This window comes from Bittarella massiliensis (ex Durand et al. 2017), from assembly GCF_017566145.1.
Classification (GTDB): Bacteria; Bacillota; Clostridia; order Oscillospirales; family Ruminococcaceae; genus Bittarella; species Bittarella massiliensis_A.
This window is the reverse complement of the sequence record NZ_JABFCL010000006.1, coordinates 1-25,706: the sequence shown is the minus strand read 5'-3', so window position 1 is coordinate 25,706 and position 25,706 is coordinate 1. Positions and strand designations below refer to the sequence as shown.

General features: G+C 63.9%; 26 protein-coding genes and 1 tRNA gene. 14 read left to right on the top strand and 13 right to left on the bottom strand.

Translation table 11 applies throughout. The annotated features are described in order from the left end of the window. Positions 1 to 37: 37 nt before the first annotated feature. From HJY11_RS07785 to HJY11_RS07770, 4 genes are all read right to left on the bottom strand, one after another. On the bottom strand, positions 38 to 685 hold the full coding sequence (locus HJY11_RS07785) for a J domain-containing protein (protein ID WP_208075426.1): 648 nt from the start codon (positions 683 to 685) through the stop codon (positions 38 to 40). Further along, positions 685 to 1,557 carry a DUF5685 family protein gene (locus tag HJY11_RS07780; RefSeq protein ID WP_208075425.1) on the bottom strand — a complete coding sequence of 291 codons (873 nt, stop codon included), beginning with the start codon at positions 1,555 to 1,557 and terminating at the stop codon, positions 685 to 687. The genes HJY11_RS07785 and HJY11_RS07780 overlap by 1 nt, the downstream gene beginning before the upstream one ends. A 210-nt stretch (positions 1,558 to 1,767) precedes the next feature. After that, complete coding sequence (locus HJY11_RS07775; RefSeq protein WP_368041559.1) at positions 1,768 to 2,244, bottom strand: 8-oxo-dGTP diphosphatase; 477 nt, start codon at positions 2,242 to 2,244, stop codon at positions 1,768 to 1,770. A gap of 101 nt (positions 2,245 to 2,345) precedes the next feature. Then, a complete protein-coding gene (locus tag HJY11_RS07770) occupies positions 2,346 to 3,173 on the bottom strand; it encodes a polysaccharide deacetylase family protein (protein ID WP_208075424.1) in 828 nt (275 codons plus the stop codon). Between the two features lie 257 nt (positions 3,174 to 3,430). On the opposite strand from HJY11_RS07770, the gene HJY11_RS07765 reads away from it, so the two are divergent. From HJY11_RS07765 to HJY11_RS07745, 5 genes are all read left to right on the top strand, one after another. Continuing rightward, positions 3,431 to 4,375, top strand: a complete 945-nt coding sequence (locus tag HJY11_RS07765; protein WP_208075423.1) for a nucleoside hydrolase — start codon at positions 3,431 to 3,433, stop codon at positions 4,373 to 4,375. After that, complete coding sequence (locus tag HJY11_RS07760; RefSeq protein WP_208075422.1) at positions 4,372 to 5,325, top strand: nucleoside hydrolase; 954 nt, start codon at positions 4,372 to 4,374, stop codon at positions 5,323 to 5,325. Before HJY11_RS07765 ends, HJY11_RS07760 begins: the two co-directional genes overlap by 4 nt. 57 nt (positions 5,326 to 5,382) lie before the next feature. Then, positions 5,383 to 6,318: a nucleoside hydrolase gene (locus HJY11_RS07755; RefSeq protein ID WP_208075421.1), complete on the top strand. Its 936-nt coding sequence runs from the start codon at positions 5,383 to 5,385 to the stop codon at positions 6,316 to 6,318. Positions 6,319 to 6,461: 143 nt separating this feature from the next. After that, positions 6,462 to 6,920: a MarR family transcriptional regulator gene (locus tag HJY11_RS07750; RefSeq protein ID WP_208075420.1), complete on the top strand. Its 459-nt coding sequence runs from the start codon at positions 6,462 to 6,464 to the stop codon at positions 6,918 to 6,920. Further along, complete coding sequence (locus tag HJY11_RS07745) at positions 6,917 to 7,393, top strand: flavodoxin domain-containing protein (protein ID WP_208075419.1); 477 nt, start codon at positions 6,917 to 6,919, stop codon at positions 7,391 to 7,393. Before HJY11_RS07750 ends, HJY11_RS07745 begins: the two co-directional genes overlap by 4 nt. A 42-nt stretch (positions 7,394 to 7,435) precedes the next feature. On the opposite strand, the gene HJY11_RS07740 is transcribed toward HJY11_RS07745, so the two are convergent. Together HJY11_RS07740 and fabV are read right to left on the bottom strand one after the other, a co-directional pair. Continuing rightward, entirely contained in the window at positions 7,436 to 8,170 is a 735-nt protein-coding gene (locus HJY11_RS07740) for a metallophosphoesterase family protein (protein WP_208075418.1), read from the bottom strand. Positions 8,171 to 8,224: 54 nt separating this feature from the next. Continuing rightward, on the bottom strand, positions 8,225 to 9,406 hold the full coding sequence (gene fabV, locus HJY11_RS07735; RefSeq protein ID WP_208075417.1) for an enoyl-ACP reductase FabV: 1,182 nt from the start codon (positions 9,404 to 9,406) through the stop codon (positions 8,225 to 8,227). Between the two features lie 241 nt (positions 9,407 to 9,647). On the opposite strand from fabV, the gene HJY11_RS07730 reads away from it, so the two are divergent. The 6 genes from HJY11_RS07730 to HJY11_RS07705 all read left to right on the top strand — a co-directional run bounded on the left by HJY11_RS07730 (position 9,648) and on the right by HJY11_RS07705 (position 15,949). Further along, the gene (locus tag HJY11_RS07730; RefSeq protein ID WP_208075416.1) at positions 9,648 to 10,214 is read left to right on the top strand and encodes a manganese efflux pump MntP; all 567 of its coding nucleotides are present in this window, start codon (positions 9,648 to 9,650) and stop codon (positions 10,212 to 10,214) included. Positions 10,215 to 10,258: 44 nt separating this feature from the next. Then, positions 10,259 to 10,960: an AzlC family ABC transporter permease gene (locus HJY11_RS07725; RefSeq protein WP_208075415.1), complete on the top strand. Its 702-nt coding sequence runs from the start codon at positions 10,259 to 10,261 to the stop codon at positions 10,958 to 10,960. Between the two features lie 20 nt (positions 10,961 to 10,980). Beyond that, positions 10,981 to 11,283 (top strand): branched-chain amino acid transporter permease, encoded by a 303-nt coding sequence (locus HJY11_RS07720; protein ID WP_208075520.1) that lies wholly within the window; start codon positions 10,981 to 10,983, stop codon positions 11,281 to 11,283. 12 nt (positions 11,284 to 11,295) lie between these two features. Then, positions 11,296 to 12,423, top strand: coding sequence for an exonuclease SbcCD subunit D (locus tag HJY11_RS15655; RefSeq protein ID WP_208075414.1), 1,128 nt, complete (start codon positions 11,296 to 11,298; stop codon positions 12,421 to 12,423). A 4-nt stretch (positions 12,424 to 12,427) separates the two neighbouring features. Continuing rightward, positions 12,428 to 15,328, top strand: a complete 2,901-nt coding sequence (locus HJY11_RS15475; RefSeq protein WP_208075413.1) for an AAA family ATPase — start codon at positions 12,428 to 12,430, stop codon at positions 15,326 to 15,328. Positions 15,329 to 15,394: 66 nt separating this feature from the next. Then, on the top strand, positions 15,395 to 15,949 hold the full coding sequence (locus HJY11_RS07705; RefSeq protein ID WP_208075412.1) for an inorganic diphosphatase: 555 nt from the start codon (positions 15,395 to 15,397) through the stop codon (positions 15,947 to 15,949). Between the two features lie 66 nt (positions 15,950 to 16,015). Here the strand turns inward: HJY11_RS07705 and HJY11_RS07700 are convergent, their stop codons facing one another. The 4 genes from HJY11_RS07700 to HJY11_RS07685 form a co-directional block, all read right to left on the bottom strand. After that, a complete protein-coding gene (locus HJY11_RS07700; RefSeq protein WP_208075411.1) occupies positions 16,016 to 16,642 on the bottom strand; it encodes an SOS response-associated peptidase in 627 nt (208 codons plus the stop codon). A gap of 79 nt (positions 16,643 to 16,721) precedes the next feature. Beyond that, complete coding sequence (locus tag HJY11_RS07695; RefSeq protein WP_208075410.1) at positions 16,722 to 17,657, bottom strand: NERD domain-containing protein; 936 nt, start codon at positions 17,655 to 17,657, stop codon at positions 16,722 to 16,724. 182 nt (positions 17,658 to 17,839) lie between these two features. After that, positions 17,840 to 17,926, bottom strand: a tRNA-Leu gene (locus tag HJY11_RS07690). Between the two features lie 94 nt (positions 17,927 to 18,020). Then, complete coding sequence (locus HJY11_RS07685; protein WP_208075409.1) at positions 18,021 to 19,625, bottom strand: MBL fold metallo-hydrolase RNA specificity domain-containing protein; 1,605 nt, start codon at positions 19,623 to 19,625, stop codon at positions 18,021 to 18,023. A 278-nt stretch (positions 19,626 to 19,903) separates the two neighbouring features. Between HJY11_RS07685 and HJY11_RS07680 the strand changes: the two genes are divergently transcribed. Continuing rightward, positions 19,904 to 20,104 (top strand): hypothetical protein, encoded by a 201-nt coding sequence (locus HJY11_RS07680; RefSeq protein WP_208075408.1) that lies wholly within the window; start codon positions 19,904 to 19,906, stop codon positions 20,102 to 20,104. A gap of 41 nt (positions 20,105 to 20,145) precedes the next feature. On the opposite strand, the gene HJY11_RS07675 is transcribed toward HJY11_RS07680, so the two are convergent. The 3 genes from HJY11_RS07675 to HJY11_RS07665 form a co-directional block, all read right to left on the bottom strand. Further along, entirely contained in the window at positions 20,146 to 21,642 is a 1,497-nt protein-coding gene (locus HJY11_RS07675; RefSeq protein WP_208075407.1) for a putative bifunctional diguanylate cyclase/phosphodiesterase, read from the bottom strand. Between the two features lie 244 nt (positions 21,643 to 21,886). Further along, positions 21,887 to 22,555 carry an orotate phosphoribosyltransferase gene (gene pyrE, locus HJY11_RS07670; RefSeq protein WP_208075406.1) on the bottom strand — a complete coding sequence of 223 codons (669 nt, stop codon included), beginning with the start codon at positions 22,553 to 22,555 and terminating at the stop codon, positions 21,887 to 21,889. A 183-nt stretch (positions 22,556 to 22,738) separates the two neighbouring features. Continuing rightward, entirely contained in the window at positions 22,739 to 23,263 is a 525-nt protein-coding gene (locus HJY11_RS07665) for a hypothetical protein (RefSeq protein WP_208075405.1), read from the bottom strand. A gap of 166 nt (positions 23,264 to 23,429) precedes the next feature. Between HJY11_RS07665 and HJY11_RS07660 the strand changes: the two genes are divergently transcribed. Both HJY11_RS07660 and HJY11_RS07655 read left to right on the top strand, forming a co-directional pair. Then, positions 23,430 to 24,977 carry a DUF4118 domain-containing protein gene (locus HJY11_RS07660; RefSeq protein WP_208075404.1) on the top strand — a complete coding sequence of 516 codons (1,548 nt, stop codon included), beginning with the start codon at positions 23,430 to 23,432 and terminating at the stop codon, positions 24,975 to 24,977. Then, complete coding sequence (locus HJY11_RS07655; RefSeq protein WP_208075403.1) at positions 24,953 to 25,642, top strand: response regulator; 690 nt, start codon at positions 24,953 to 24,955, stop codon at positions 25,640 to 25,642. The genes HJY11_RS07660 and HJY11_RS07655 overlap by 25 nt, the downstream gene beginning before the upstream one ends. Positions 25,643 to 25,706 lie beyond the last annotated feature (64 nt).

The following is a 25,706-nucleotide window of genomic DNA, read 5'->3' as shown; positions in this document are numbered from 1 at the left end:
GTCCCCCCGCAATCTTAAAAGGCGTTTGTAGAGATTGTCAGCAGCAGCGAATCAGGTCGCCGCCCATGCACTCGCAGCAGCAGTCGGCGCAGATGAGGCTGTTGCAGACGTCACAGGCCGAGCAGCCGCCCACATTGGGGTTGGTGTTGTAGCCGCCCCCGTAAGGGTTGCCGTACATGGCGCCGCCCCGCTGGCTCTGGATCTGGCGGATGGCGGCGGCGTACTCGGGGTTTCCGGGATCCATGCTCTGGGCCTGCTGAAAGTACTTGAGGGCATCTTCCAGCCAGGCGCGGTTGTAGAAGATAGAGCCCTTGAGGAAATACCACTCGGCGCTGCGGGCGTCGCCGGGCACCCCGTCGAGAATTTCCTCGGCCTCGACGATCCGCCCCTGCTCGATGAGCTTGCGCACGTCGCCGAACTGGGTGGTGGCCCCATAGCGGCGCTGGGAGCCGGCCGAACCCGCGCTGGAACCGGCGCTGCTGCCGGTGCGCTTGGCGGAGCGCCGGTCGGTGATGATCTCGTCGTAGGCGGCGTTGATCTCCTTCATCTTCTCGGCGGCCAGGTCCTCCAGCGGGTTGTTGACATAGTTGTCCGGGTGGTATTTGGCAGCCAGCTTTTTGTAGGCGGATTTGATCTCCTCATCGCTGGCGTCACGGGATACCCCCAGTACTCGATATGCGTCCATTATGCGTCCCCTTTATATTTGGTAAAAACGTTGGCTTGGGTATTTTTAAACCCCAGAAAGACGATGTTGTCTAAAATGGGCTTGTAGTGATACAGGTCCAGCAGCTGGTAGCCGGCGGAAAATTCGCTGATGGTGAAGTTGAGCATCTCCACAATATCTTGGCCGATGTCTGTCCGATTATAATCGTCCCCCCGGCGCAGCCCGTACCGGCCGATGAGAGGGTTGTAGTTTCCCCGTTTGAGGTCGCTTTCCAGATCGTCAAAGGCGTCCATCATGTAGATCCAGCGGCCCAGGAGATAGCCCATGCGCGAGAGGATGCGCCGCTGCCCGTCGGTGCGGGCCACCTGCTCGAATACCCGGCGCAAAAAGGTGCCGGACGGATCGGCCGCCCGGTCGATGCTGTCGCAGCCCTCTTCCTCGATCCGGCGCTGGCCGGCCATGGCCTCGGCCATGATGGCGTCGATTTCCCCGTACTGGCGGGCGGCCTTTTTTCGCGCCCGGGCCAAAAAGGGATAGGAGAGGGCGGAGAGCAGCCGGTCTTTCAAGCCGTGGTCGTGCAGGTTGTCCTTGGCCTTGTAGTAGGCCATGATCATGGCGCACCCGGCGGAGAAGCGCAGCCCCTCGTTTTCAAGGCAGCAGGCCTTTTTTTTGAGGGGGTTGGCCATGCAGCGGCAGCGGCCGTACTGGGGCCCCTCTTCCGAAAGGCCGGTGAAAAGGAGGGCGAGAAAGACAAAGTCATAGCTGAGGGTCAGCCGTGAAAAGGGGCCGAAACTGGCTCCCAGCTGGCGGCAGAGCCCGCAGTAGAGGGACTTGTAGGTGTCCAACTCGCAGACGCGGAGATAGGGCTGAAAGGGCTTGACATAGCCGAACAAGGAAACACCACCCGATGGACAGAGCAGCCGGGACGGCTGCTCTGGAATAGTATCAGTTTACAACGGCCCACCGCCTTTGGCAATGGACAATTTGTAAATACTGGCTGTGTGTGGACAAATTTAGCCGTTTTTTTCGCCCGAGTGGAGCGCACGGCCCAAAACGGAGTGAAAAAAACGGTTTCTATCCCCCCGAAGGGGTGTTCTGGCCCCCTATTTGTAGGCGATGCGGCGGCTGCCGTCGGCCTCGATCCCGGTGCCGTAGACCTCGCAGTGCCCGTCCTCCAAAAAGAGGGGGAGATAGTGCTCGAAATTTTTGCAGAGATCGAGCTGGGGCAGGGTATCCAACTCCTGCCACCAGACCGCCCCCTCGTCGGTGGCGGCGAGCAGCTGCCCCTGATAGTGGCAGGTCTTGTAGAGAAAGACCAGGTAGCGGGGCCGGCCGTGCCCGGTGCTCCAGTGGATGATGCCGCAGGGCTCCAGCTGCGAGATTTCAAGGCCGGTCTCCTCTCTCACCTCCCGCACGGCCGCGTCCACCAAACTCTCCTCCGGCTCCACATGCCCGCCGGGAAAGGTGACCCCCTTCCAGCTCTTGACCCGGCGCTGGACCACCGCCCGGTTGTGCTGGGGGTCGTAGACCATCACCATGTTGGTCAGTTCCACCGGCTCTGTCTTTTCTCTCTGCGCCACAGCTTGTCCTCCTCTGTTTTGTCTACCGTACAAAATACCACGAAAACAGGCGGGCCGCAAGGCCCGCCTGTCGGATTGCACAGGGGAAAAAGCCGCAGGGGTCACTTGCCGCGGCTGTGGTGGCAGGTGACGGAGTCGGAGAGGGTGGCGAAAGAGTACCCCTCCTTTTGCAGTTCATCGACGATGCGGGGGATGGCCTCGGCGGTGGCCTTGTGGCCGGGGCCGTCGTGCATCAGGATCACCGGGCAGTCCTGCTTGAGGGCCTCTTTGACTACCTTGTTCACGATGTAGTCGGCGCTCTTTTTGCTTCCCACCGCGTCCTCGGCGGAGACGGTCCAGTCGTAGTAGGAGAGCCCCTTTTCCGACAGCTGGGAAATGAGGGTGTCCATCAGGCCGCTGACCTTGCTGTAGCGCCGGTACACTGTGTTGGAACTGCCGCCGGGAAAGCGGTAGGCAGTGCTGGGCTGGCCGGTGAGGGTGGTCACCGCCTTCTGCAATTTGTCGAGGTCGTTCCAGAAGGACTCGGGGGAGGCGTAGATCTCCTTGTACTCGTGGGAAAAGGAGTGGAGCCCCAGCACATGGCCCTCGCCCACAATCCGCTTGTAGGTATCGGGCCGCTTCTCAAGCTCTGTGCCCAGAACGAAGAAGGTGGCCTTGACGTCCCTCTCTTTGAGGGCGTCGAGAATCTTTTCGGTCTCTTCCGAAGGGCCGTCGTCAAAGGTCAGGTAGGCCACCTTCTGCCCGCTTTCCGACTGGGGAACGGCGTTTGCCAGGGTCTCGGCGCCCAGCCCATACTCGCTGGGAAAGAGGCGGGACTCCTCTGTCCCACCCCGCCTGGCAAAGGCGGCGACGCAGATGCCGATGGCCGCCAGCACCGCCAAGGGGATCACGAGCATCCGCTTTTTCAGGCGAAATACATAACACTTCATATCATCCACTCCATCGCTGCCAAAGTTTTGCACTGTTTTATCTATACGGCCAGGGTGAAAGGGATATGCCCGCCGGGACGGAGAAGGGATCTCTTTTGGTGTTCTCCCCCTTTTTTGCGCCGGAGGGGTGGGAAGCAAAGGCGAAAAAAGAGGGGGTCCTCCCCTGCGGGATGGCGTTGCGTCAGGGGGATTTTTCCTGTATACTAAAGGAGACAAGCGACGCCCTTTTGCGCCGCACAGGGGAGGAGTTTGAAGCGGTGAAAACGACAGAGAAGATACCAGTTTTGTTGGACGGGGACCCGGGGCACGACGATGCCATGGCCATGGTGCTGGCCCTGTCAAGTGACCTGGTGGAGGTGCGGGGGATGACGGTGGTGGCCGGCAACAGCACCCTGCAAAACACCTCGCGAAACGCCATTCGGGTGCTGGAGTGGGTCGGCCGGGCCGATGTGCCGGTCTGCCAGGGGGCTGCTCGCCCCCTGATGCGAAGGTTGGAGATCGCCGACAGCGTGCACGGCGAGAGCGGGTTGGACGGCCCGGTCTTCCCGCCCATCACCCATGCGCCGGTGGAGCAAAACGCCTGGGACTTCATGGCCGAAAAGGTGCGCGGCTGCGAGGAGAAGACGGTGCTGGTGGGGATGGGCCCCCTGACCAACATCGCCATCTTTCTGCTGGCAAACCCCGAGCTGCACCAGAAGATCGCCCGCATCTGCCTGATGGGGGGCGCAGCGGTGGGGGGAAACTGGACCCCCACCGCCGAGTTCAATATCTGGGAGGACGCCGAGGCCGCCCGCATCGTCTTTGACGCGGGCATCCCCATCACCATGTGCGGGTTGGACGCCACCAACAAGGCCCGTCCCACCCTGGACGACCTGGCCCGCTTTCACGCCATCGACACCCGGGGCGGGCGGCTGGTGGCCAGCTTGATGGACTTCTTTAAAGATCGGACCCTGCCGGGCACCGACTGGCTGGAGGTGCCGATGCACGACGCAGTGGCGGTGGCAGCGGTGGTGGCCCCCCAGGTGCTCACCCTGCGCGACTGCCACGTGACGGTGGACATCGAAGGGGAGCACACCCAGGGTTGCACCGTCTGCGACCTGCGGGGGGTCACCGGCAAGGCCCCCAATGTCCAGGTGGCGATGGATTTGGATAGAGAGGCCTTTATCGACCTGTTGGCCGCCGCCTGCGAGAAGCTGAAATGAGGGGCCAAGAGGGGCGGCCAATCCCCATTTTACTGGATGTGGACACCGGCATTGACGACGCGCTGGCCCTGCTCTACCTGCTGGGGGAGCCGCGGGCCAGGCTGTTGGGGATCACCGCCATGGAGGGGAGCGTCCCCCTGGCGCAGGTGGCCCGCAACACCCTGGCAATTTTGCAGCTGTGCGGGCGGGAGGACATCCCGGTGGCGCTGGGGGCAAAAAAACCGCTGCTGGGGCAGTTCTCCCCCTCCGGCAAGGGGGCGATCCACGGGGAAAACGGACTGGGAGATGTGTCCATCCCCGACCCCGTGCGGCAACCGGAACCCTGCCGGGCGGTGGAGCTGATGGCCCGGCTGATTGAGGAGAGCACAGAAAAGGTCACCGTGGTGGCGGTGGCCGCCATGACCAACTTGGCGACCTTTTTGCTGTGCTACCCCCACCTGAAAGGGAAGATCGGGCAGCTGGTGCTGATGGGGGGCGCGGCCTGGTGCCGGGGGAATTTTTCCCCGGTGGCCGAGGCCAACATCGGCCGCGATCCGGAGGCGGCGCAGATCGTCTTTTCCGCCGGCATCCCCATCAAGCTGGCGGGGCTGGACGTCACCTACAAGGCCTATGCCACCGCGGCGGAGCGGGAGGCCTGGCGGGACTGCGGCACCCGGGCGGGCCGGTTTGCCTGGGAGATGTTTGTCCACTACGCCTCCTTTTACGAGGGCGCGCCCGGCTGCGCCCTGCACGACCCCCTGGCGGCGGCCTGGGCACTGGACGAGGCGCTGGTGAAGTCTCTGCCCGCCCATCTGGAAGCGGACCTCTGCGGCCGCTCTACCCGCGGCGCCACGGTGGTGGATGCGGGCGGCGCCAGGACCGGCTGCCCCTGCAACGCCCTGGTGGGGGTGGAGGTGGACCGCGAGGCCTTTGCACACCGGCTGTTGGCGGCGCTGCGGCGGCTGCCCTAGAATGAGGAAATACGCGCGGCCCCGGCCGCCTAAACAGATCAAAAGGGAGAGATTGCTGTGAAGAAAATCCCCGTCATCATCGACTGTGACCCCGGCACCGACGACGCCTTTGCCATTGCCCTGGCCAAATCCAGCGGCCGGCTGGACATCCGCGCCCTGACCCCGGTCTCGGGCAACGTGGGACTGGAGCACACCGCCCCCAACGCCTTGGCCCTGAACGACTACCTGGACCTGGGCGCGCCGGTGGGCAAGGGGGCCGACCGCCCCATGATCAAAGAGCGGGTGGTCAACCCCGCCACCCACGGCGAAAACGGGCTGGGCGGGGTGGAACTGCCCGCCCCCCGCTGCACCTTTGAAGAGGACCCCGCCTGGGACGTGATCTACCGGGAGGCGGTGGCCCAGAAGGGCGAACTGGAGATCGCCGCCATCGGCCCCCTGACCAACATCGCCATCACATTGCTGAAATACCCCGACATCAAGCCCCTGATCAAGCGCATCACCATGATGGGCGGGGCCTGGGGGGTGGGCAACTCCACCCCCTACGCGGAGTTCAACATCTGGGTCGACCCCCACGCCTGCGACGTGGTCTTTAAGAGCGGTATCCCCATCACCATGGTGGGGCTGGACGCCACCCGCCAGACCTTTTTCACCGCGGAGGAGATGGACCGGCTGCTGGCTCCCGACTGCGCGATTGCGCCGCTGCTGCGGGGTATTTGGGAGTACACCCGGGCCCAGAAGGCCAGAGAGGGGCGGGAGAGCGGCATCATCCTCCACGACGCGCTGGCCATTGCCGCCGTCTACTGTCCCGAAGTCATCCGCACCGAGCCCTATTTTGCCACCTGCGAGGTGCGGGGCAGCCTCACCGAGGGGCAGACGGTGGTGGACCTGCCAAACCGCTGGAAAAAAGAGCCCAACGTGGACGTGGCCATGTCCGCCGACAAGGAAAAGCTCTACGCCCTGCTGCAGGAAATGGTGGCCTTCTACCAAAACTGACTGGATCACCACCAATGCAAAAGGGACAGCCGCCTTCCCCTTTGGGGGAGGGCGGCTGTCTTGCGATCGGCGGGCGGTTGACAGGGGGGAAAAGAGAAGGTATACTCAAATAAGTAATATATTACTTATTTGGGGGAATCGCTGTGCAGAGAACGGAGAAGTTGGAGGGGATAGACCGGCGCTATCTGGCCTTTGGGCTGCTCTTTGCGGCCAGCAACCGGTTGGAGACGGTGGGAGACCGCTACCTGGGGGAACTGACAGCCAAGCAGTGGTATCTGCTGCTCTGCCTCACCACCTTTTTTGAGGGGCCCCCGACCTTGAGCCAGCTGGCAGAGCAGATGGGGAGCTCCCGCCAAAATGTCAAGCAGCTGGCCCTGAAATTGGAGAAAAAGGGCTTTGTCGCCCTGGTGCGGGACGAGGGGGACCGCCGGGCGTTGCGGGTGACGCCTACCCAGCAGCTGGCCGACTACCAGGCGCGCCGGCAGGAGAGGGACGCGGCCTTTGTCGAGCGGCTCTTTGCTGGCGCTGCCCCGGAGGAGCTGGCGGCGGTCAACCGGCTGCTGTTGGCCCTCTGCAACCGATTGGAGGAGATGGAGAGATGACAAGGACGGTTTTGGTCGCCTATCGCTCCCACTATGGCAGTTCCCGCCGGTACGCCGAGTGGCTGGCCCAGGGGCTGCACTGCCCCGCCGCGGAGTGGAGCCGGGTGCGCCCCGCAGAGTTGGCCGGGGCAGAGACCCTGGTACTGGTGGGCGGAGTCTACGCCGGCTGTTGGAGCTGTGCCTCTGGGGTGAAAAAGCGGGCGGTCCAGCTGGCGGACAAAGAGGTGGTTGCCTGCTTCTGTGGGCTCACCCCCCGGAAAGAGGTGGACCTGGACGCCCTCAAAAAGCAAAATATCCCCGCGGGGGACGCCGCCGCCTTCTGGCTGCCGGGGGACTTTGAATTTGCCGCTTTGGGGCTGGTGCACAGGGGGCTTATCCGCTTGGCGAGGCGGGACCTGTTGGGCGCCGCGGTGCACCAGACGGATGGGGGGGAGTTGGCCCCCGTTTTGGCCCACCTGCAAGGGGAGGAATAAAAGCGAAAACGCGCCCGCAGAGATTTTTGCGGGCGCGTTCTGTTAAAAAGGAGGGTGGGCGGGCCCGTAGAAGGCCCGCAGCAGGGCGGGCCCCTCCGGCACCCGGCGGCGGGCAAAGGCAGCCCGCACCAGATGCAAGTCGTAGGTGGGTGCGGCGGCCTGCCATTGCCAGCGGCCCCGGTCCAGGGTGAGCACCCCGCAGCGGGCAATGCCGCCCAGGCCGTGGGGGCAGCCCAGGGAGCCGGGATTGAGGAAGAGGCGGGCCCCGTCTGCCACCGCGAAACCGGCGTGATCGTGCCCGCAGAGAACCACCTGCCCGGGCAGATGGCCAAAGAGGGCGCGGCAGTCCCCAGCGGTGGGGGCCGGGCGGGGTGGGGCAAACTCGCCTGCCGCGTCCAGCGGGTAGTGGAGGGCGCTGATGCGGACCTCCTCCCGCCGCAGGGTCAAAGAGAGGGGGCGCTCCCGCAGCCACTTTTGGGTGGTGGGGGAGAGGGCGCCGTGTACCCAGCGGTGGTGGGCGGCCTCCCCCTCCTCCATCCGGGGGGGATAGGGCGGGGCGAGGCAGCGGTCAAAGTAGCGGTCGTGGTTGCCTGCCAGACAGTGGATGTCCCCCCGGCTCTGCAGTAGGGCGGCCACCTCCTGGGGCCAGGGGCCGATCCCCACCAGGTCGCCGCAGCAGAGAAATTCGCGGCACCCCGTCCCCTCCAGATAGGCGAGGGCGGCTTTCAGGGCGGGCAGGTTGGCGTGCGGGTCGGAAAAGACCCCGATGCGCAGCATTGGCTCCTCCTCTCTCACAAAAAAAGAGCGGGCGGCAGTCCGCCCGCTCCAACACTATTCGTCGATGCTGGGGATCTTCACGGCGGGGTCGACGTCCGCTTGGTAGTCGACGCCGGGCAGGTCAAAGCCGAACATCTGGTAGAAGTCTTTCCAGTAGCCGTCGATGTCGGCGTACTGCTCCAGGTTTTCGTCGCTCAGCCCCTCCCAGATGCGGGCGATCTCGGCTTGGACTTCGTCTCTCATCTCCCAGTCGTCCAGGCGGATGCGGCCCTCCCCGTCCACCGGGGTGGGCTCGGCGTAGAGCCGGTCGTGTACCAACCGGTACATCTGCTGGATACAGCCCTCGTGCAGCCCCTTCTCCTTCATCACCTTGTAGAGCAGGGAGATGTAGAGAGGGACGATGGGGATGGCGGCGCTGGACTGGGTCACCAGGGCCTTGTTGACCGACAGGTAGCTGCGCAGGCCGGGAATCTCTTGGGCCAGCTTGGCGGCGGTGGCAAAGAGGTGATCCTTGGCCCGGCCAATGGAGCCGTCTTTGTACATGGGATGGGTCAGTTCCGGCCCGATGTAGGAGTAGGCGGCGCTCACCGCCCCCTCGGCCAGGACCCCTGCGTCCTGCAGGGCCAGCATCCAGTCCTCCCAGTCCTCGCCGCCCATGACGGCCACGGTGTGGGCGATCTCCTCCTCGCTGGCCTGGGGGATGGTGATGTCAGAGAGGGTGCGCTCTTTCAAATCGATGGTCTTGTTGGTGTAGTCGCTGCCGGTGGTCTTGAGCACCGAGGAGACGGTGGTCCCGTCTTTGAGGGTGCGCCGGGGGGCGGCCAGACTGTAGATCACCACGTCCACCTGGCCCAGATCGGCCTTGATCTTGGCGATGACCTCGTCCTTGCACTGCTGGGAGTAGGCGTCGCCGTTGACGGTTTTGGCGTAGAGGCCGTCGGCGGCGGCAAACGCCTCAAAGGCGGCGGTGTTGTACCACCCGGCGGAGGCGGTGCGCTTGCCTGCAGCGGGCTTTTCAAACTGCACCCCCAGGGTGGCGGCCCCACAGGAATAGGCCAGGGCGATGCGGGTGGCAAGACCATACCCGGTGGAACTGCCGATGACGAGGGCCTTTTTGCCCCCCTCGGTCTTGGGCTGGGAGCGGATGTACGCGATCTGTTCCCGCACGTTTTCGCGGCACCCGGCGGGGTGGGCGGTGGTGCAGATAAACCCGCGGATTTTCGGTTCAATAATCATGGCAAAAAACTCCTTTAGCGGCGAATCGGGGTTGGGCACAGGGAGGACGGTCCCAAACCGTCTTCATTATAGAGGATTTGGCATGGAAAATCCACCCCCCGGTGAACAGAGAGAGGTAAAGCGGTTGCCGAGCGCATACAAATAGCGGTATAATGGCCAGGCAGATGTGCAAACGCCGTTCGCTCTCTGCCCAATGGCCAACTGCCACTGTACTTGTGGTATCGTGCGGGGGGAAGAGCGCGTGGATTTTGTCACCATGGTTTTGCTGGGGTTGGGGATGGCGATGGATGCCTTTGCCGTCTCGGTCTCCAACGGGCTGACGCACAGGGGGCGGCCGCTCCCCTGCGCCCTGGCCTGCGGCGCGGCCTTTGGCCTGGCCCAAGCGGCGATGCCGCTGCTGGGCTTTTTTGCCGGCTACACCTTCAGCGGCTACATCCACCGGTTTGACCACTGGGTGGCCCTGGCGCTGCTGGCGCTGTTGGGGGGGAGGATGGTCTGGGAGGCTCGGAGGGAGGAGATCGAGCCCCTCTCCCGCCCTCGCAGGCTCACCGGGCGGCTGCTCCTGGGCCAGGCCGTGGCCACCAGCATCGACGCGCTGGCCCTGGGGGTCAGCCTCTCCTGCATCGGGGCGAATATCTGGCAGGCGGCGGCCGTCATCGGCTGCTGCACCTTTCTGTGCTGCTTTGTCGGGGTCTATCTGGGCCACCGCTTCGGCTGTCTGCTGGGGCGCTGGGCCCAGGTGGTGGGGGGCTGGCTGCTGGTGGGCATCGGCGTCAAGATCGTTTTGGAACACACCCTGGGGCGCTGACGCCCCGGGTGGGACAGGATGTTTGAAAAGAGGGGAGAGGACAGTTGAAAAAAGCCTTTCGCGCGGCCTTTCCGGTCACGGTGCCGGTGCTGCTGGGATACCTGTTTGTAGGGCTTGCCTTTGGGGTACTGCTGCGCCAGGAGGGGTACGGCCCCCTCTGGGCGGCGGGGATGAGTGTGGCGGTCTACGCCGGATCGATGCAGTTTGTGATGCTCAACTTTCTGGGGGGTGGCTTTTCCCTGGTGCAGGTGGCGCTGATGACCCTGGCGGTGAACTTCCGCCATCTCTTTTACGGCCTCTCCTTCACCGAGCGCTTTCGCAAAATGGGGAAAAAACGGTGGTATATGATCTACTCCCTCACCGACGAGACCTATTCCCTCCTCTGCTCCCAGCGGGCGCCAGAGGGGGTGGAGCAGGGGCAGTTTTTCTTTGCCATCGCCCTGTTGGACGAGCTCTACTGGATTGCCGGGGCGGTATTGGGCACGGTGGTGGGAGGGCTGCTCCCCTTTGACACCACCGGCATCGACTTTGCCATGACCGCCCTCTTCATCGTCATCGCCGTCGAGCAGTGGCAGGCCTACAAGAGCCGCTTTCCCGCCCTCTGGGGGGCAGGGTGCGCCCTGGCCTGTCTGCTCCTGCTGGGGCCAGACCGGTTTTTGATCCCCGCCCTGCTGCTGGCGGTGTTGGGACTGCTGGCCTTTGCGCGGCCGATCGTGAAAAAACTGGGAGAGGAGGGGGAGCAGTGAGCGCATTTCGCGCAGTGGCGATGATTGCCGTCGTAGGGGCGGTGACCTTTTTGACCCGGGCGGCACCCTTCTGGTTTTTTAAGGGGGGAACCCCCCGCTGGGTCAACTATCTGGGCCGGGTGCTGCCCCCGGCCATCATGGCCATTTTGGTGGTCTACTGCCTGCGGGGGGTCAGCCTGCTGACCTACCCCTACGGCCTGCCGGAACTGCTGGCGGGGGCCGCGGTGGTGGGGCTGCACCTGTGGAAGAAAAACAACCTCATCAGCATTCTGGGGGGGACCGCCCTCTACATGGTGCTGGTGCAGCTGGTCTTTGCCGGATAGGGGGATGCGCGCGTGAAGTTTGTCCACACTGCCGACTGGCATCTGGGAAAGGTGCTGGGAGAATTCTCCCTGCTGGAAGACCAGATTTTTGCCATGAACGGTTTGCTGGAGCTGTTGCGGCGGGAGAGGGCGGACGCCCTGGTCATCGCTGGGGACGTGTACGACCGCTCGGTACCCCCGGCCGCCGCCGTCACCGCCTTTGACGACTTTGTCAGCGCCGCGGTGGGGATGGGGGTGAAGGTACTGGCCATCGCCGGCAACCACGACAGCCCCCAGCGCCTCTCCTTTGCCAACCGCCTGGTGCGCAGCGAGGGCTATTTTGTGGAGGGGAGTTGTACCCTGCCCCTGGCACAGGTGCCGCTCACCGGCCGCGACGGGGTCGCCGTCACCTTCACCCTGGCCCCCTTTACCGACCGCTATCAGCTGCGGCGGCTGCTGCCGGAGGGGGAGTACCCCACCTACACCGACGCCTACCGGGCGCTGCTAGAGGGGACGCCCCTCCCCGCCGGGCCCAACGTGCTGGTGGCCCACGGCTTTTTTGCCGGGGGAGAGGAGCTGGTGCGCAGCGACTCCGAGCTCTCGGTGGGGACCGGCGACCTGGTGGCCGCCTCTGCCCTGCGGGGGTTTGACTACGCCTGCCTGGGGCACCTGCACGCCCCCCAGACCTGCGGGCGGGAGACGGCCCGGTACAGCGGGTCGCTGCTCAAGTACTCCCTCTCGGAACAGGGGCAGAGAAAGGCGGTGGCGGTGGTGGAGATCGATGCCGCCGGCGCTGTTTCGGTGCAGGAGGAGCGGTTGCCCGTCCGCCGGGATTTGGCGGTGGTGCGGGGCAGCTTTGAAGAGCTGGCAGCCGGCGCCCTCCACCCCCCGGGGGAGGACTACCTCTACGCTGTCATCGCCGACAACGAGTTGGTCTACGGGGCGGTGAGCCGGCTGCGGGCGCTCTACCCCAACTTGTTGGGGGTCAAATTGGAGGCGCGGGCGCAGGGGGAGGATCTGCCCGATCTCACGCCCCAGGACGACCGGCCCACCGACGAGCGGTTTGCGGCCTTTTACAGGGACGTGAAGGGGATGGAGCCCACCCCCGGTCAGATGGAGACCATCCGCGCCCTGCTGGAACAATTGGAAGGGGAGGTGTAGCGCCGTGCGCCTTGTCAAATTGGAACTGCGCGCCTTCGGCCCCTTTGGGGGCTGCCAGGAGATCGACTTTGAAGCCCTGGGAGAGGATGGCATCTTTCTCATCACCGGCCCCACCGGCGCGGGGAAGACCACCCTCTTCGATGGGGTGATGTTCGCCCTCTACGGCCGGGCCAGCGGCGAGCGCCGCCAGCCCGAACAGTTTCGCAGCGACTTTGCGGAGGAGACGGCCGTCTGCTCGGCGGCGCTGGAATTTGCCATCCGCGGCGAGCGCTACCGCATCGAGCGCCAACCCCAGCAGGTGCGCCGGAACGCCAAGGGCCGGTATGTCGCGGTGAAGGCGGGGGCGGTGCTCACCGGCCCCAAGGGGGAGGTGCTCTCCAAAATCCGGGAGGTGGACGCCCGGGTGGTGGAACTGGTGGGACTGACCGCCGAGCAGTTTCGGCAGATCGTGCTGCTGCCCCAGGGGGAGTTTCGCAAGCTGCTGGACTCCTCCAGCGCCGAGAAGCAGGAGATCTTTCGCCGCATCTTCGGCACCCAGAAGTTCAGCCGCCTGGAGGATCTGTTGCGGGAACAGGCGGGGGACGCCCAGGCCAAGATGGAGGAGCTGACCGTCCGCCTGCAGGTGGAGAGAGAGAAGATCGCCTGCACGCCGGGCAGCTTGTTAGAAGGGCTCTGCCGGGCGGAGTACCCCGACTACGACGCCATTTTACAGCAGTTGGAGGAGAGCTTGCGGGCCGCCCGGGGGGAGATGGAGCGCGCCGCCGCCCGCCGGCAGGGGGCGGCCGCCCGCCGCCGCGCCCTGGACCCCGACGCCCTGGCCCGGCAAAACCAGGGCATTGCCGCCCTGGCGGCAGCCAAGGCCCAATGGACCGCCTGGCAGGAGGAGGGGCCCCTGCAATCCCAGCGGGAGAAAGCCCTGGACCTGGCTCGCCGGGCCGAGCTCTGCCGCCAGGCCATGCGCCGGGCCAAGGAGGCGGCCAAGCGGGCCGAAACCACCCGCCTGCAGGCAGAGGAAGCCGCCCGCGCCCTGGCGGAAAACCAACCCCGCTGGGAGGCCGCCCAGGCCGGAGCCGAGGCGCTTTTGAAACAGGAGACCGCCCGCACCGCAGCCCTGCGCCGGGCGGAAGCCCTGCGAGGACAGCAGGAACAGGCCCGCCGCCGGGAGCGGGTAGAGGGGGAGCTGGCCCGCTGTGAGCGCACCCTGCAGCGGTTGGAACAGCTGCGGGAATACCTGCAGCTGCGCGACAGGCGCCGAGAGAGAGAGGAGCAGCGGCGCGCCCTCATCGCCCTGCGGGAAGCAGTTCTCGTCCGGGGCGAGGCGGAGGCGGCCCTGGCGGAGGCCCAGCGCCAGGCCCAGGAGGAGAGCCAGCGCCACCTGCAGGGACAGGCCGCCCTGCTGGCCGAGGGGCTGACGCCGGGCGCGCCCTGCCCGGTTTGCGGGGCCACCCACCATCCGGCCCTGGCCCGGGCGGCCGGCGAGATTCCCACCGCCGCCCAGCTGGAGGAGACGGCCGCCCGGGTGGAGGCCCTGCGCCGCCGGGCGGAAGAGACCCGCGCCGAGGAGACCACCTGCCGCGCCGCCCTGCCCGCCGCCTTGCAGGGGGTGCAGGAACTGCCCGCTCAGGACGCCGCCCTGAAGGGCGAACTGGCCCGATTGGGGGAGCAGGAGCGGCAGCTGGCGGCCCAGGTGGCGGCCTTTATCCCCCTGGATCAGCTGGCGGCCAAGGGGCTGGACACCTCTGCGGGCTGCGAACTGGCCGCCTCCCGCCAACAGAGCCGGCGGGAGGCCCTGGGGGAGGAGAGGGGACAGCTGGCGGACCTCCCCCTCCCCGCCCAGCTGGAAGGGGAGGCCGCTGCGGCCGAAGCCGAAGCCAAAGCCCTGGAAGGGGAGATCGCGGCCCAACGGGCCGCCTTTGCCCGCGCCCAGGAGCGGCAGGCCAGCCTGCAAAAGGCGGTGGACATCTACACCGAGGGGGCCCGGGAAGCGGCGGCTGCCGCCGAAGCGGAGGGGGAGACAGCCCGCCTGCAGTTTGCCCGCCAGGGGCTGCAGCCCGATGCGCTGCCCCAGGGCGGGGAGGAGGGGATTGCCCGCCTGGAAAGGGAGATCGCCGCTTACCGGGAGAGGGGGACCCAGTGGCGGGCCCGGCTGGAAGGGCTGGCGGAGTACGAGGGAAAGACCCCCTGCGACCTGGAGGAGGCCGCCCGCCAGGACGAGCAGTTGGCCGCCGAAGAGGAGACGCTGGAGCGGCAGCTGTCCGAGGGACAGGTCGCCCTGGCCCAGAACGGCGCTTGCAGGGAGGCCATTGCCGCCCTGCTGGCCCGGCGCGACCGCTGGGGGGAGGGCTATCGGGACGCGGTGGATCTCTACCGGGTGGCCAGCGGCCAGAACGCCAAGAAACTCTCCTTTGAGCGGTACGTCCTCTCGGCCTATTTTGACCAGGTGGTGCGGGCGGCCAACCGCCGCTTTGCGGGGATGACCGAGGGCAAGTACACCCTGCTGCGGCGCACCGAGCGGGAGAAGGGAAACCGCGCCTCCGGCTTGGATTTGGAGGTGCTCGACAGCCTCACCGGCAAGACCCGCCACGTGAACACCCTCTCGGGGGGCGAGAGCTTTCAGGCCTCCCTCTCCCTGGCGCTGGGGCTGGCCGACGTCATTCAGCTCTTCTCCGGCGGGGTCAGCCTGGAGACGGTCTTTATCGACGAGGGCTTTGGCAGCCTGGACGCCGAGGCGCTGGAGTGCGCGGTGGACACCCTGGAGCGGCTGCGGCGGGAAGACCGGGTGGTGGGGATCATCTCCCACGTGGAGTGGTTGGAGGAGCGGCTGCCGGTGGCGCTGGCGGTCCGGCCCCTGCCGGGGGGCGGCAGCCGGGCGTCGGTGCGCCGGGGCGGCCGAGAAAGCGATTGAAACTTTGCCCCCCGTTTGCTATACTAAAGCCAGACAGAGCGAGACGAGAGAAAAGGGGAATATGAGATGAACATCTGGCACGACATCGAACCCGCCTGCATCAAACCCGAGACCTTTACCGCGGTCATCGAGATCCCGGCGGGCACCAAAAAGAAGTACGAGTTGGACAAACACACCGGGCTGCTGCGGCTCGACCGCATCCTCTACACCTCCACCCACTACCCGGCCAACTATGGCTTTATCCCCCGCACCTATGCCGATGACGGCGACCCCCTGGACGTGCTGGTCATGTGCTCCGAGACCCTGGATTCCCTGGTGGAGGTGGACTGCTACCCCATCGGCGTGATCCGGATGATCGACGGCGGCGAGGTGGACGACAAGATCATCGCCATCCCCTGCCAGGACCCCACCTGGAATTTCTATCAGGACATTTCGGCCTTGCCGCCCCACATCAGCGACGAGGTCAAGCACTTTTTTGAGGTGTACAAAGGGCTGGAACACGGCCACACCACCACTTCAGAGGCCCTGGGCCGCCAGCGGGCGGAGGAGATCATTGCCGAGTGCATCCAGCGCTACGAGGTGCACTTTTGCGGCTTGCGCCTCAAAGGCGAAGAGGAGTAAAACCCCCTTGCACAAAAAAGCGGGCGGGTGCGAAACCAATCGCACCCGCCCGCTTTTTTCTTGCTGCTAAAAGAGGCGGATTTGTGGGAACTCGCCCCCCTCCGGCGGGGCGCACCGCTCCCTGTCCAGCAGGGGGGGCGTCTGTCCCAGCAGGGCGAGGGCGGCGCCGGTGTCGGTCAGCCACCCCTCCAACTGGCCGGGGGCGAGGAGGACCGGCATCCGGGGGTGGATGTCTGCCATGGAGGGATTGGCGGCGGTGGTGAAGAGGGTGTAGCGGGCCTCTCCCCCCTCCAGCCGGTAGCAGCCGGCCAGGTAGAACAGGGGCTGGCCCGGCAGGGTGAAGCGGTACTTGGCGCTGGGCCGGTGGGACCTGTCCCACTCGAAAAAACCGGTGGCGGGGACGGCACAGCGGCGCTCCAGCAGGCTGTCGCGAAAGAGGGGGCGCTGGGCCGCCGTCTCCGCCCGGGCGTTGATGACAAGCCCCCCACCTTGGGGAGAGGAAAAGCCCCATCTGGCCAGCCCCGCCGCCACCCGCTTGCCGGTGTGGGCGAGGATGGGGGCCCAGTTGGAGGGAAAGACCTCCCCGCTGGCGGCTTGGCTGGATTTTTCAGGATAGCGGCGGGCGATCTCCGCCAGAATGGCCTGCAACTGGGCGTTTTCGCGGGCGGTGTAGAGGCTATAACGGCCGCACATCAAAAATCCCCCTTCCCTTCGCGTTCTCTTTCATTATAGCGCAAAGGGAAGGGGGAGAAAAGCGGGAGGGGAGAAACGGTTACTGTTCGATGTTGACAATGCCCCGGCAGCGGGGGTAGTTGGTGCAGCCGTAAAACTCCTTCCCCGCGTTGGGGCCCCGGGCGGCCCGCCGGCGCACCATGGGGGCCCCGCACCGCGGACAGAGAAGCCGGGGCGAGTGCTCGTCGGGGGAGGGGAGCAAATCGGCAGGGGGGATGGCGGGTTCGCCCTCCTGCTGCCGGTATTTGGCGGTAAAATCGGTGGAAGCAGGGCGGTGTTGGGCGAGGAAAAAGCGGGCCAACTCCTCCATCTCTCTGTCGCTGGAGGAGGACAGGTTGGACTGGGCGTTGGAGCGCCGGATATAGTCGGCCAGCTGGTCGGCGCGAACGACCATTTCCCTTACTTCGCGCTTGGCGTAGCGGGTGTTGAGGACGGTTTTGGGGTTGGTCAGCACGATGATCGACCGATAATTTTCAGAAAAGTTTTTTTCAAATAGGGTCCGGATGAGGGCGTTGCTCTTTTCGGCCCGACGCAGTTGGAAAATCAGGTCCAGGTGGCGCTGATTTTGGGTGATGGGGGAGTAGATTCCCTCTTTTTGAAGGTGCCTTCCGTAGGAGAGGGTTCGCACAAAATCCCCACCGCTGCCAATTTCAATATTTCCGTACAAGTTCTTGCACTCTACCACGTAGTTGCGGCGGCGGGTGATGAGCAAAAAGTCGATCTGGGCCCTTTGGCCGTCAAACTCGAGATTCAAATCGTGGAGGACAAACATGGGCAGATGGCTGTTCTCCAGTTCAAAGAGAATATTTTTCTCCCCGGCAATCCCAGCTTGCAGGGTGCGGATGTCCCGGTCGATTTGCTCCTGGAGCGCTGGAGGCGCGGTTTCCCGCAGCCCTTGCAGGGCCGCCAACTGTTCGCCGGCGATGCTGTCCCGCTTTAAAAAGGCAGGCTCTTTCATTTTCTCAAATAGCCCCATGTTTTTCTCCCCCTGTGGCTGTGAACACAAGCGTCCACGGCCATTGACACAGTACACCACCATTGTATCAACAGGACAGGGACTTGTCAAAAAAGGGGGAAAAAGATGGGCTGCAATGGCGGCGCTGGGGGGAGAGGGCGGCGGAAAATAAAAAAACACCCGGCCGTTGACCGAGTGCCTTTTGGTGCAGACGATGGGATTTGAACCCACACAGGCTTACGCCCACTACCCCCTCAAAGTAGCGTGTCTGCCAGTTCCACCACATCTGCATGTAAACGGCCCGTAAGCCGTTTAACAGGTTGTATTATAGCACCGATTTTCCCGTTCGTCAACCGGGAAAAGAGAGATTTTTTGTGCGGCCGGTCAGCGGTCCCACTTTTCGCACAGGGCGATGATTTGATCTCGAAATTTGCCCAGGTCCTTGTTGCTGCCGCCCTGGTTGTGGGCGATCACGTCCAGCAGGCGGGTCCCAGCCGCCAGCAGTTTGCCGAAGGCCTGGTTGGAGGTGCCGTTTTTGCGCTCGCCTTTGGGGCGCAGCTGCTCAAAAGGCACCCCTGCGCTGATGATCTGTCCGGCGGCCAGATCGTACACCTCGCTGAAGTTGGGGGCGTGGGCCGAGAAGCCCCGCGCCTCCAGCGCGGTGCAAAACTGCTGGCAGACTCCGTTTTCCCCGTGGACCACAAAGATGTGGGCCGGGGCGGGGGAAAAGGCGCCGATCCAGCGCAGCAGGCCGTTTTTGTCGGCGTGCGCCGAGAGGCCGGGAAAGTTGACGATGCGGGCCTTGACGGCGATTTCCTCGCCGAAGAGCTTGACCTGCTGGGCGCCCTCCAACAGGGCGCGCCCCAGGGTTCCTTCGGCCTGGTACCCCACAAAGACCACTGTGCACTCAGGCCGCCAGAGGTTGTGTTTGAGGTGGTGGCGAATCCGCCCAGCCTCGCACATTCCGCTGGCCGAGAGGATGACCTTGGGGGTGGGGTCGGCGTTGAGGGCCTTGGACTCCTCGCTGCTCTCGCACATCTGCATCCCAGCGAATTCCAGTGGGGCGTCCCCTAGATGAAGCAACTTTAGGGTGTCCTCGTCGGCATAGGGCAGCAGGTCGCTGCTGTAGATGCGGGTGGCCTCGGTGGCGAGGGGGCTGTCCACATAGACGGGGAAGTGGGGGTCGGCCCCCACCAGACGCCGTTCTTTGATCTCCCGCAGGAAGTAGAGCAGTTCCTGGGTGCGCCCCACGGCAAAGGAGGGGATGATTACATTTCCCCCCTTGGCAAAGGTCTGGTTGAGGATGTCGGCCAGTTCGGCCACGTAGTCGCTGGAGGGCGCGTGCAGTCGGTCGCCATAAGTGCTCTCCATCACCACATAATCCGCCTGGGTGAGGAATTGGGGATCGCGGATGATGGGCTGGTCGGTGTTGCCGATGTCGCCGGAGAAAACCAGCTTTTTTTCCACCTGTCCCTCCCGCACCCACAACTCGATGGAGGAGGAGCCTAGCAGATGCCCCGCGTCCTGGAACCGGGCCCGCACCCCGTCGGCGATTTCCACGAACTCGCCGTAGCGGCAGGGGGTCAGCAGGGGCAAGACACGCTCTGCATCCTGCACGGTGTAGAGGGGCTCCACCCCCTCGTCGCCAGAGCGGCCGCGCTTGCGGTTTTCCCACTGGGTGTCCACCTCCTGGATGTGGGCGCTGTCGCGCAGCATGATGGAGAGGAGGCGACAGGTGGCGTCGATGGCGTAAATTTTGCCCTGAAAGCCGTCCTTTACCAGCAGGGGCAGCCGGCCGGAGTGGTCGATGTGGGCGTGGGTGACCAGCACCGCGTCAATGCTGGCGGCGGCGAAGGGGAGCTGCTGGTTGTCCTTTTCGTCACGCCCTTGCTGCAAGCCGCAGTCGACGAGCAGGCGGGTGTTCCCCACCTCGATGCAGTGGCAACTGCCGGTGACCTCGTGTGCAGCGCCGTAAAATGTCAATTTCACAGGTCGTTCCCCCTTTGTGGGTGGGATTGAAGGGTCTAAAAGCCCATTTCCCCCTCTATTTTCATTGTAAAGGCACTTTATGTCCGGCCTGTGCGCAGTTTTCGCAATTTTTGTGAACAGACTGCGGTTTTGGCAAACGCCACAAAATCGCTGTGTTTTTTGCAGCAAAAGGGCAAAGAGCGGCAGGTGGCGCATATCTGCCCGGCGGCGGGGAAAAGTGAAGGGTGAAGGCGGCTGTTTTCGGCGGCCGCCCACCCAAAACCAGGGAGGGACACAGGATGAGCGATGCCAAGAAAAAGGTAAAAACCTATATGGACGAGCAGATTGCCACACTGGAAGAGGGGCTTGACCGGCTGTATGCAGAGGACCGGCAGCCCGCCAAAGAGGGAAATCTCTACAACGGAATGCTCAAGAGCACGGTGGAGTTTGAAATCACCCACATGCGCCACCTGAGCGAGGACCTGCAAAAGTTGCTGTAACCCAAAAAAGGCCTGGCCTCCCTGTGAGAGGCCGGGCCTTTTTATCTGCCTGTGGCGGGGACGGCTGCGTTTTGCCGGCAGAGCGTTTCAAACGCATCTGCCGACATGGGGCGGGCGTAGAGATAGCCCTGGGCGTGCTGGCAGCCGATCTGCAGGAGAAAGCGGGCCTGTTCCGGCAGTTCCACCCCCTCGCAGATGACCAAAATTCCCGTCTCGTGGGCCAGCTCCACCACCTTTTGGACAATGGTCTGGGAGCGGGGGGAGGAGAGGGCCTTGTCCATAAAGGTGCGGTCGAGTTTGATGGTGTCCAGCGGAAATCCCCCCAGCAGGGAGAGGGAGGAGTAGCCGGAGCCAAAGTCGTCGAGAGAGAGGAGAAAGCCGATCTCTTTGAGCTGTTTTGCCAGTTCGTCAAGGCGCTCCAACCCGTTGAAGGCGGTCTCGGTGAGTTCCAATTCAATGAGGTCAGGAGGGACCCGGTGGCGCTTGACCATCTCTGTCAACCGCTGTATATACCCCTCCTCCTGCAGGTGGAGGCGGGACTGGTTGACAGAGATGGGGAGGACGGGAAGGCTGCTGTCCAGCCGGCGGCGCAGCAGGGCGCAGGCCTGATCGAGCACGCAGAAGTCCACCTCGGTGATGAAGCCGTTTCGCTCGAACAGGGGGATGAACTCGTCGGGGTAATAGAGGAGAGAAGGGCCCCGCTGCCAGCGAACCAGGGCCTCCGCCCCGCAGATCTTGCCGGTGGCCATGTTGAATTTGGGCTGGTAATAGGCCACAAATTCCCCCTCTGCCAGGGCTTGCTCCATCTGGTCTTCCATCTCCCTGTTTTGTCGCAGCCGCTCTTCCAGCTCGCCGGAGAAGAAGAGAATCGGTTCGGGGCGGATGCGGGTCTCGCGGCGGGCGATCTCCGCCGCGTCAATAAAGGCGGTGAAGGGGAGCTGGCTGTCGCCGATCTCGGCGATTCCGAAATTGAAGCGCAGTTTGATGTGGTGGCTGGCGGCCGAGTAATCGCTGTTTTGGGCGGCGAATTCCAGCAGAGTGGCGCGGGTCTCTTCCTCGCAGGAAAAGGGGAGCAGCAGCAAAAAGTGATCGGCCTTGACCCGGGCCAGCAGCGCCCCCTCGACAAAGGTTTCCCGCAGGGCCCTGGATACTTGCCGGATGATGTCGTCTCCCATCTGCCGGCCGTAGCTGTCGTTGACGGTGCTGAAATGGCTGATGTCGACGGAGACGACGCAGAGGCTGTGGGGGGTGGCAGAGCGCCGCCGGCGACTGCCCTCCTCCTCAAAGTAGTTGGGGTTGGCGAGCCCTGTCAGCAAGTCGACATAGGCCAGCCGGTAGAGGTGGTGGTTGAAGCGCTGGCGAAAGAGAAAGACCGCCACCAAGACGGCCAAGAAAGCCCCCAGAAAGAGCAGCAGCAAGTTGAGCGGAGAGAATGCCTGGGGAGAGAGAACCGCACCGGTTCCCCACAGGAGGGCGAAGAGCCCTGCACAAAACAGGGCAGAGAGGAGGATGAACCGATTGTCGGAGATGCGCTTCACAGATGAGCCGCCACCTTTCAAAATGGGGTGGAAATACGACCCGGTAAGAGACCTGTTTTGCAGGTATTGCCGGTGTTTGCACCGCTTATCTGCATTTCATTTTACCACCCTTTTTTAACAAAGTAAAGAAAGAAGACGGGAGGGGGAGAGTGTGCTTTGGCGAGCGGGGGAGCTTGTTCGGTGCGGCGGCAAAAAAAGAGAGCCACACCCTTTGGCGCAGCTCCCAGTTCCGGCCTCCGGCCGGTCAGATCCCGTATTTTTCCAGATAGGCTTCCATTCGGGCCTTCATCTCGTCGTCGATATAGACCTTGCCGTCGACTTCCCGGCCGTGCAGGTAGGAGATGATCTCCCGCACGGTGACGATGGGGTAGGCGTCGATCCCGTACTGCTCCTTTACCTCCTGAATGGCGGACTTGTCGCCGGTGCCCTTTTCCATCCGGTCCACCGAGATGACGAGGGCGCGAATGTCCACCTTGGCGGCGCCCTGCAGCACCGGCAAGCACTCGCGGATGGCGGTGCCGGCGGTGATGACGTCCTCGATGATGGCGACCCGGTCGCCGTCTTGCAGCTTGTAGCCCACCATGGTGCCGCCCTCGCCGTGGTCTTTGGCCTCCTTGCGGTTGAAGCAGTAGTTCACGTCCTGCCCGTACTGCTCGTAGAGGGCGATGGAGCAGGATACCGCCAGGGGGATGCCCTTATAGGCGGGACCGAAGAGGGCGTCCACCTGGTCGCCCAGGTTGTCGTGCAGGCAGGCGGCGTAGAACTGCCCCAGTTTGGAGGCCTGATAGCCGGTCTTGTAGTTGCCGGTGTTGATGAAATAGGGGGTTTTGCGGCCACTCTTGGTGGTGAAATCGCCAAAGGTGAGCACCCCGGAGCGAACCATAAATTCGATAAATTCCTCTTTGTAGGTCATCTCTTCAAACATCCTCCTGTCGCCGGCGCGCCGGACAGCCCCGGTGCGGGAACTGCCCGGCGGCGCGGGCAATCTTTACTGTGCCCAATTATACCACAGCCCCGCCGGACGGCACAATCCCTCCCTGGCAGAGTGGGGCCACGGCTGTTCCCATGAAAAAAGAGGAGCGCTGCTCCTCTTTTTTTACTTCTGAGCTGTGACGGTGAAGGCGGCGCTGTCGCCGGTGCGGTCAAAGCGGTAGAGGCGCTGGTTGTACTGGTATTGGGTGTGGATCTCCTCGTCGCCGGTCGCGGCTTTGGCAAAGGCCAGTTCTTCAATGAGGGTGCCGAGTTCCTCCTCTCGCAGGTTGTTGTCCATCACCACCATCAGGATGCCGGCGCATCCGGAAAAGTTTTTCATGTGCTCCTCGCTGTCGAGTTTGCCGGTCAGGGAGACAGACGAGACCACGCCCCCCTCCTTCTCGGCGGTGTAGGCCAGGGTCATCTCCTCCCCCGTATAGGTGGCGTCTCCAGCGGCCTTGAAGTTGGGAAACTTGTCTGCGGCCTTGGCGTTGAAGGTGTCGGTGACCTGCTTGGCGGTGAGGATAAAGGCCCCGTCCTTCACGTCGTTTTTGTAGCCGGTGTCGCAGCGCACCAAAACCAACAGGGCGCAGGCGATGGTCAGGATCCCCACCAGGATCAGGGTGGCGTGTCTCTGCTTTTTGTCCATTCTCTCTGTCAAACCGTCCTTTATCGCATTTCGCTCAATACTGGTTTTCAGTATAGCGCATTTTGCCCGTTTGCGCAATCGGCCGGGCGGCGCTTTTCTTTTTGCGCGCGAATATGCTATACTGCTGTTACAAAATTCTTCTTTTCCCGACAAAAAGGAGGCTGTTATGGGCCCTGACCGATCCCGCGCAAAGACCCGCCTGCTCCATCTGGGGCAGACGGTTTTGATCCTGCTTGTCTGCACCGCTGTGGCTGTCCTCTTCGACCGCATTGGCATCCGCCAGGAGAACATCACCATGGTCTACCTCACCGGGGTTCTGGTGATCGTGGTGGAGACAGGCGTCTTTTTCTGGGGGATCATGGCCTCGCTGGTCTGCGTGTTTGCCTTCAATTTCCTCTTCACCCAGCCGCGGCTGACCTTTCGCATTGCCGATCCCAGCTATATTGTCACCCTCATCCTCTTTTTGCTGGTCTCCCTCATCGCCGCCAGCCTCACCTCGCAGTTGCAAAGACACGCCCAGCTGGCCCGAAAAAAGGAGAATCAGACCCAGCGCCTTTACGAGATCAGCCGCAGCTTCCTCAACCTCTCGGGGCTACAAGAGGTGGTCTGCCACGGTATCGCCAGCATCTACGAAGGGGTGCAGCGGCGGTGCGTGGTCTATCTCATCGAGGAGGGCGAGGGCCTCTCCCAGCCCTACTACCTGCCCGGACACTACCTGGACGGGGTGGAGGTGGGGGATGACACCTTGGCCAAATGGTGTTTAAAGGAGGGGGAGCCCTGCGGATGCGGAACCGAGAATTTCGCCATCTCCCAGTGGCGCTACGCCCCCTTTAAGAGCGGCAGCCGCCCCCTGGGCGTGGTGGAGGTGTACTGCGGAAACGCCCCCTTGGGGGAGGAGGAAACCCTCTTTATTGACACGGTGATCAGCCAGCTGGCCCTGGCGGTGGAGCGGGAGCAACTCTACGCCCTGCAACAGCGCAACCAGGTGGAAATTGAAAAGGAGAAGCTGCGCAACAACCTGTTGCGGGCGGTCTCCCACGACCTGCGCACCCCCCTCACCGGCATCGGCGGCTCGGCCGAGTTTTTGCGCCACAGTTACGACCAGCTGGACCGGGAGACGGCCATGAAGCTGCTGGGCGACATTTCCGGCGACGTGGCCTGGCTGGAGAGCATGGTGGAAAACCTGCTCAACATGACCCGCATTCAGGATGGCAAGCTGGCGCTGCAGGTGAAAAACGAGGTGGTGGACGACGTGGTGGCCGAAGCCACCGCCCGCCTGGCGAGGTTGCCCCATGCCCGCCCGGTGGCGGTCTCATTGCCCGAAAAACTGCTGCTTGCGCCCATGGACGGCAAGTTGATGGTGCAGGTGCTGGTCAACCTGCTGGGCAATGCCGTGTCCCACACCCCCGACAGTGCCGCCATCCGTCTGGCCGTGCGCGGGGAGGGGGAGAGGGTGGTCTTTGAGGTGATCGACGACGGCGGGGGCATCGCCCCGGAACTGCTGCCCCATCTCTTTGACAGCTTTGTCACCTCGCCGGGGGACAGCCGGCGGGGGATCGGCCTGGGACTCTCCATCTGCCAGTCCATTGTACAGGCCCACGGCGGGGAGATCGAGGCGGAGAACAACGACATCGGCGGCGCTACCTTTCGCTTTTGGCTGCCGCTGGAGAAGAGCGAGGAGGAGAAAAAATGCTTGCAGAGCGCCGTATTTTGATTGTCGAGGACGACAAGAGCATCTCGAACTTCCTCTCCATCTCCCTGCGCACCAGCGGCTATGACATTCAGGTGGTCGCCACCGGGATCGAGGGGATCGGGCAGGTGATGAACGACCCGCCCGACCTGGTGCTCCTGGACTTGGGGCTGCCCGACCTGGACGGGTTGGAGGTGCTGCGCCAGATCCGCTCCTTTTCGCAGGTGCCGGTGATCGTGGTCTCCGCCCGCACCCAGGAGCGGGAGAAGGTGCAGGCCCTGGATGGCGGGGCCAACGACTATGTGACAAAACCCTTCTCCATCGGCGAACTGCTGGCGCGGGTGCGGGTGGCACTGCGCACCCCGCCCGCCGCCCTGCCCCAGGAAGAGGTTTTTTCCACCGGTGGCCTGACGGTGGATTTTGGCCGGCGGCAGGTGCGAGTAAACGGAGAGGAAGTGCACCTGACCCCCATCGAGTACAAGCTGTTGCTGCTGCTCATCGAGCACCGGGGAAAGGTGTTGACCCACAGCTTTATTCTCAAGGAAATCTGGGGTTACTCCGGCGCCGAGGACTCCCAGTCCCTGCGGGTGTTTATGGCCAACATCCGCCGCAAGATCGAGGAGGACACCGCCCACCCCCACTACATCCTCACCGAGGTGGGGGTAGGGTACCGGTTCGTGGACGAATAAAACTTCGTGGGTCCCCATCCCACGAAGTTTCGACATCTGCCTTTCGCCCACTTTAAGTGGGCGA

Bases quoted from the DNA above. Each gene is read 5' to 3' on its own strand.
- HJY11_RS07655 (WP_208075403.1), top strand. From the start codon at position 24,953: ATGCTTGCAGAGCGCCGTATTTTGATTGTCGAGGACGACAAGAGCATC.
- HJY11_RS07680 (WP_208075408.1), top strand. From the start codon at position 19,904: ATGAGCGATGCCAAGAAAAAGGTAAAAACCTATATGGACGAGCAGATT.
- HJY11_RS07785 (WP_208075426.1), bottom strand. From the start codon at position 685: ATGGACGCATATCGAGTACTGGGGGTATCCCGTGACGCCAGCGATGAG.
- HJY11_RS07705 (WP_208075412.1), top strand. From the start codon at position 15,395: ATGAACATCTGGCACGACATCGAACCCGCCTGCATCAAACCCGAGACC.
- HJY11_RS07660 (WP_208075404.1), top strand. From the start codon at position 23,430: ATGGGCCCTGACCGATCCCGCGCAAAGACCCGCCTGCTCCATCTGGGG.
- pyrE (WP_208075406.1), bottom strand. From the start codon at position 22,555: ATGACCTACAAAGAGGAATTTATCGAATTTATGGTTCGCTCCGGGGTG.
- HJY11_RS07740 (WP_208075418.1), bottom strand. From the start codon at position 8,170: ATGCTGCGCATCGGGGTCTTTTCCGACCCGCACGCCAACCTGCCCGCC.
- HJY11_RS07770 (WP_208075424.1), bottom strand. From the start codon at position 3,173: ATGAAGTGTTATGTATTTCGCCTGAAAAAGCGGATGCTCGTGATCCCC.
- HJY11_RS07720 (WP_208075520.1), top strand. From the start codon at position 10,981: ATGATTGCCGTCGTAGGGGCGGTGACCTTTTTGACCCGGGCGGCACCC.
- HJY11_RS07700 (WP_208075411.1), bottom strand. From the start codon at position 16,642: ATGTGCGGCCGTTATAGCCTCTACACCGCCCGCGAAAACGCCCAGTTG.
- HJY11_RS07665 (WP_208075405.1), bottom strand. From the start codon at position 23,263: ATGGACAAAAAGCAGAGACACGCCACCCTGATCCTGGTGGGGATCCTG.
- HJY11_RS07745 (WP_208075419.1), top strand. From the start codon at position 6,917: ATGACAAGGACGGTTTTGGTCGCCTATCGCTCCCACTATGGCAGTTCC.
- HJY11_RS07695 (WP_208075410.1), bottom strand. From the start codon at position 17,657: ATGGGGCTATTTGAGAAAATGAAAGAGCCTGCCTTTTTAAAGCGGGAC.
- fabV (WP_208075417.1), bottom strand. From the start codon at position 9,406: ATGATTATTGAACCGAAAATCCGCGGGTTTATCTGCACCACCGCCCAC.
- HJY11_RS07760 (WP_208075422.1), top strand. From the start codon at position 4,372: ATGAGGGGCCAAGAGGGGCGGCCAATCCCCATTTTACTGGATGTGGAC.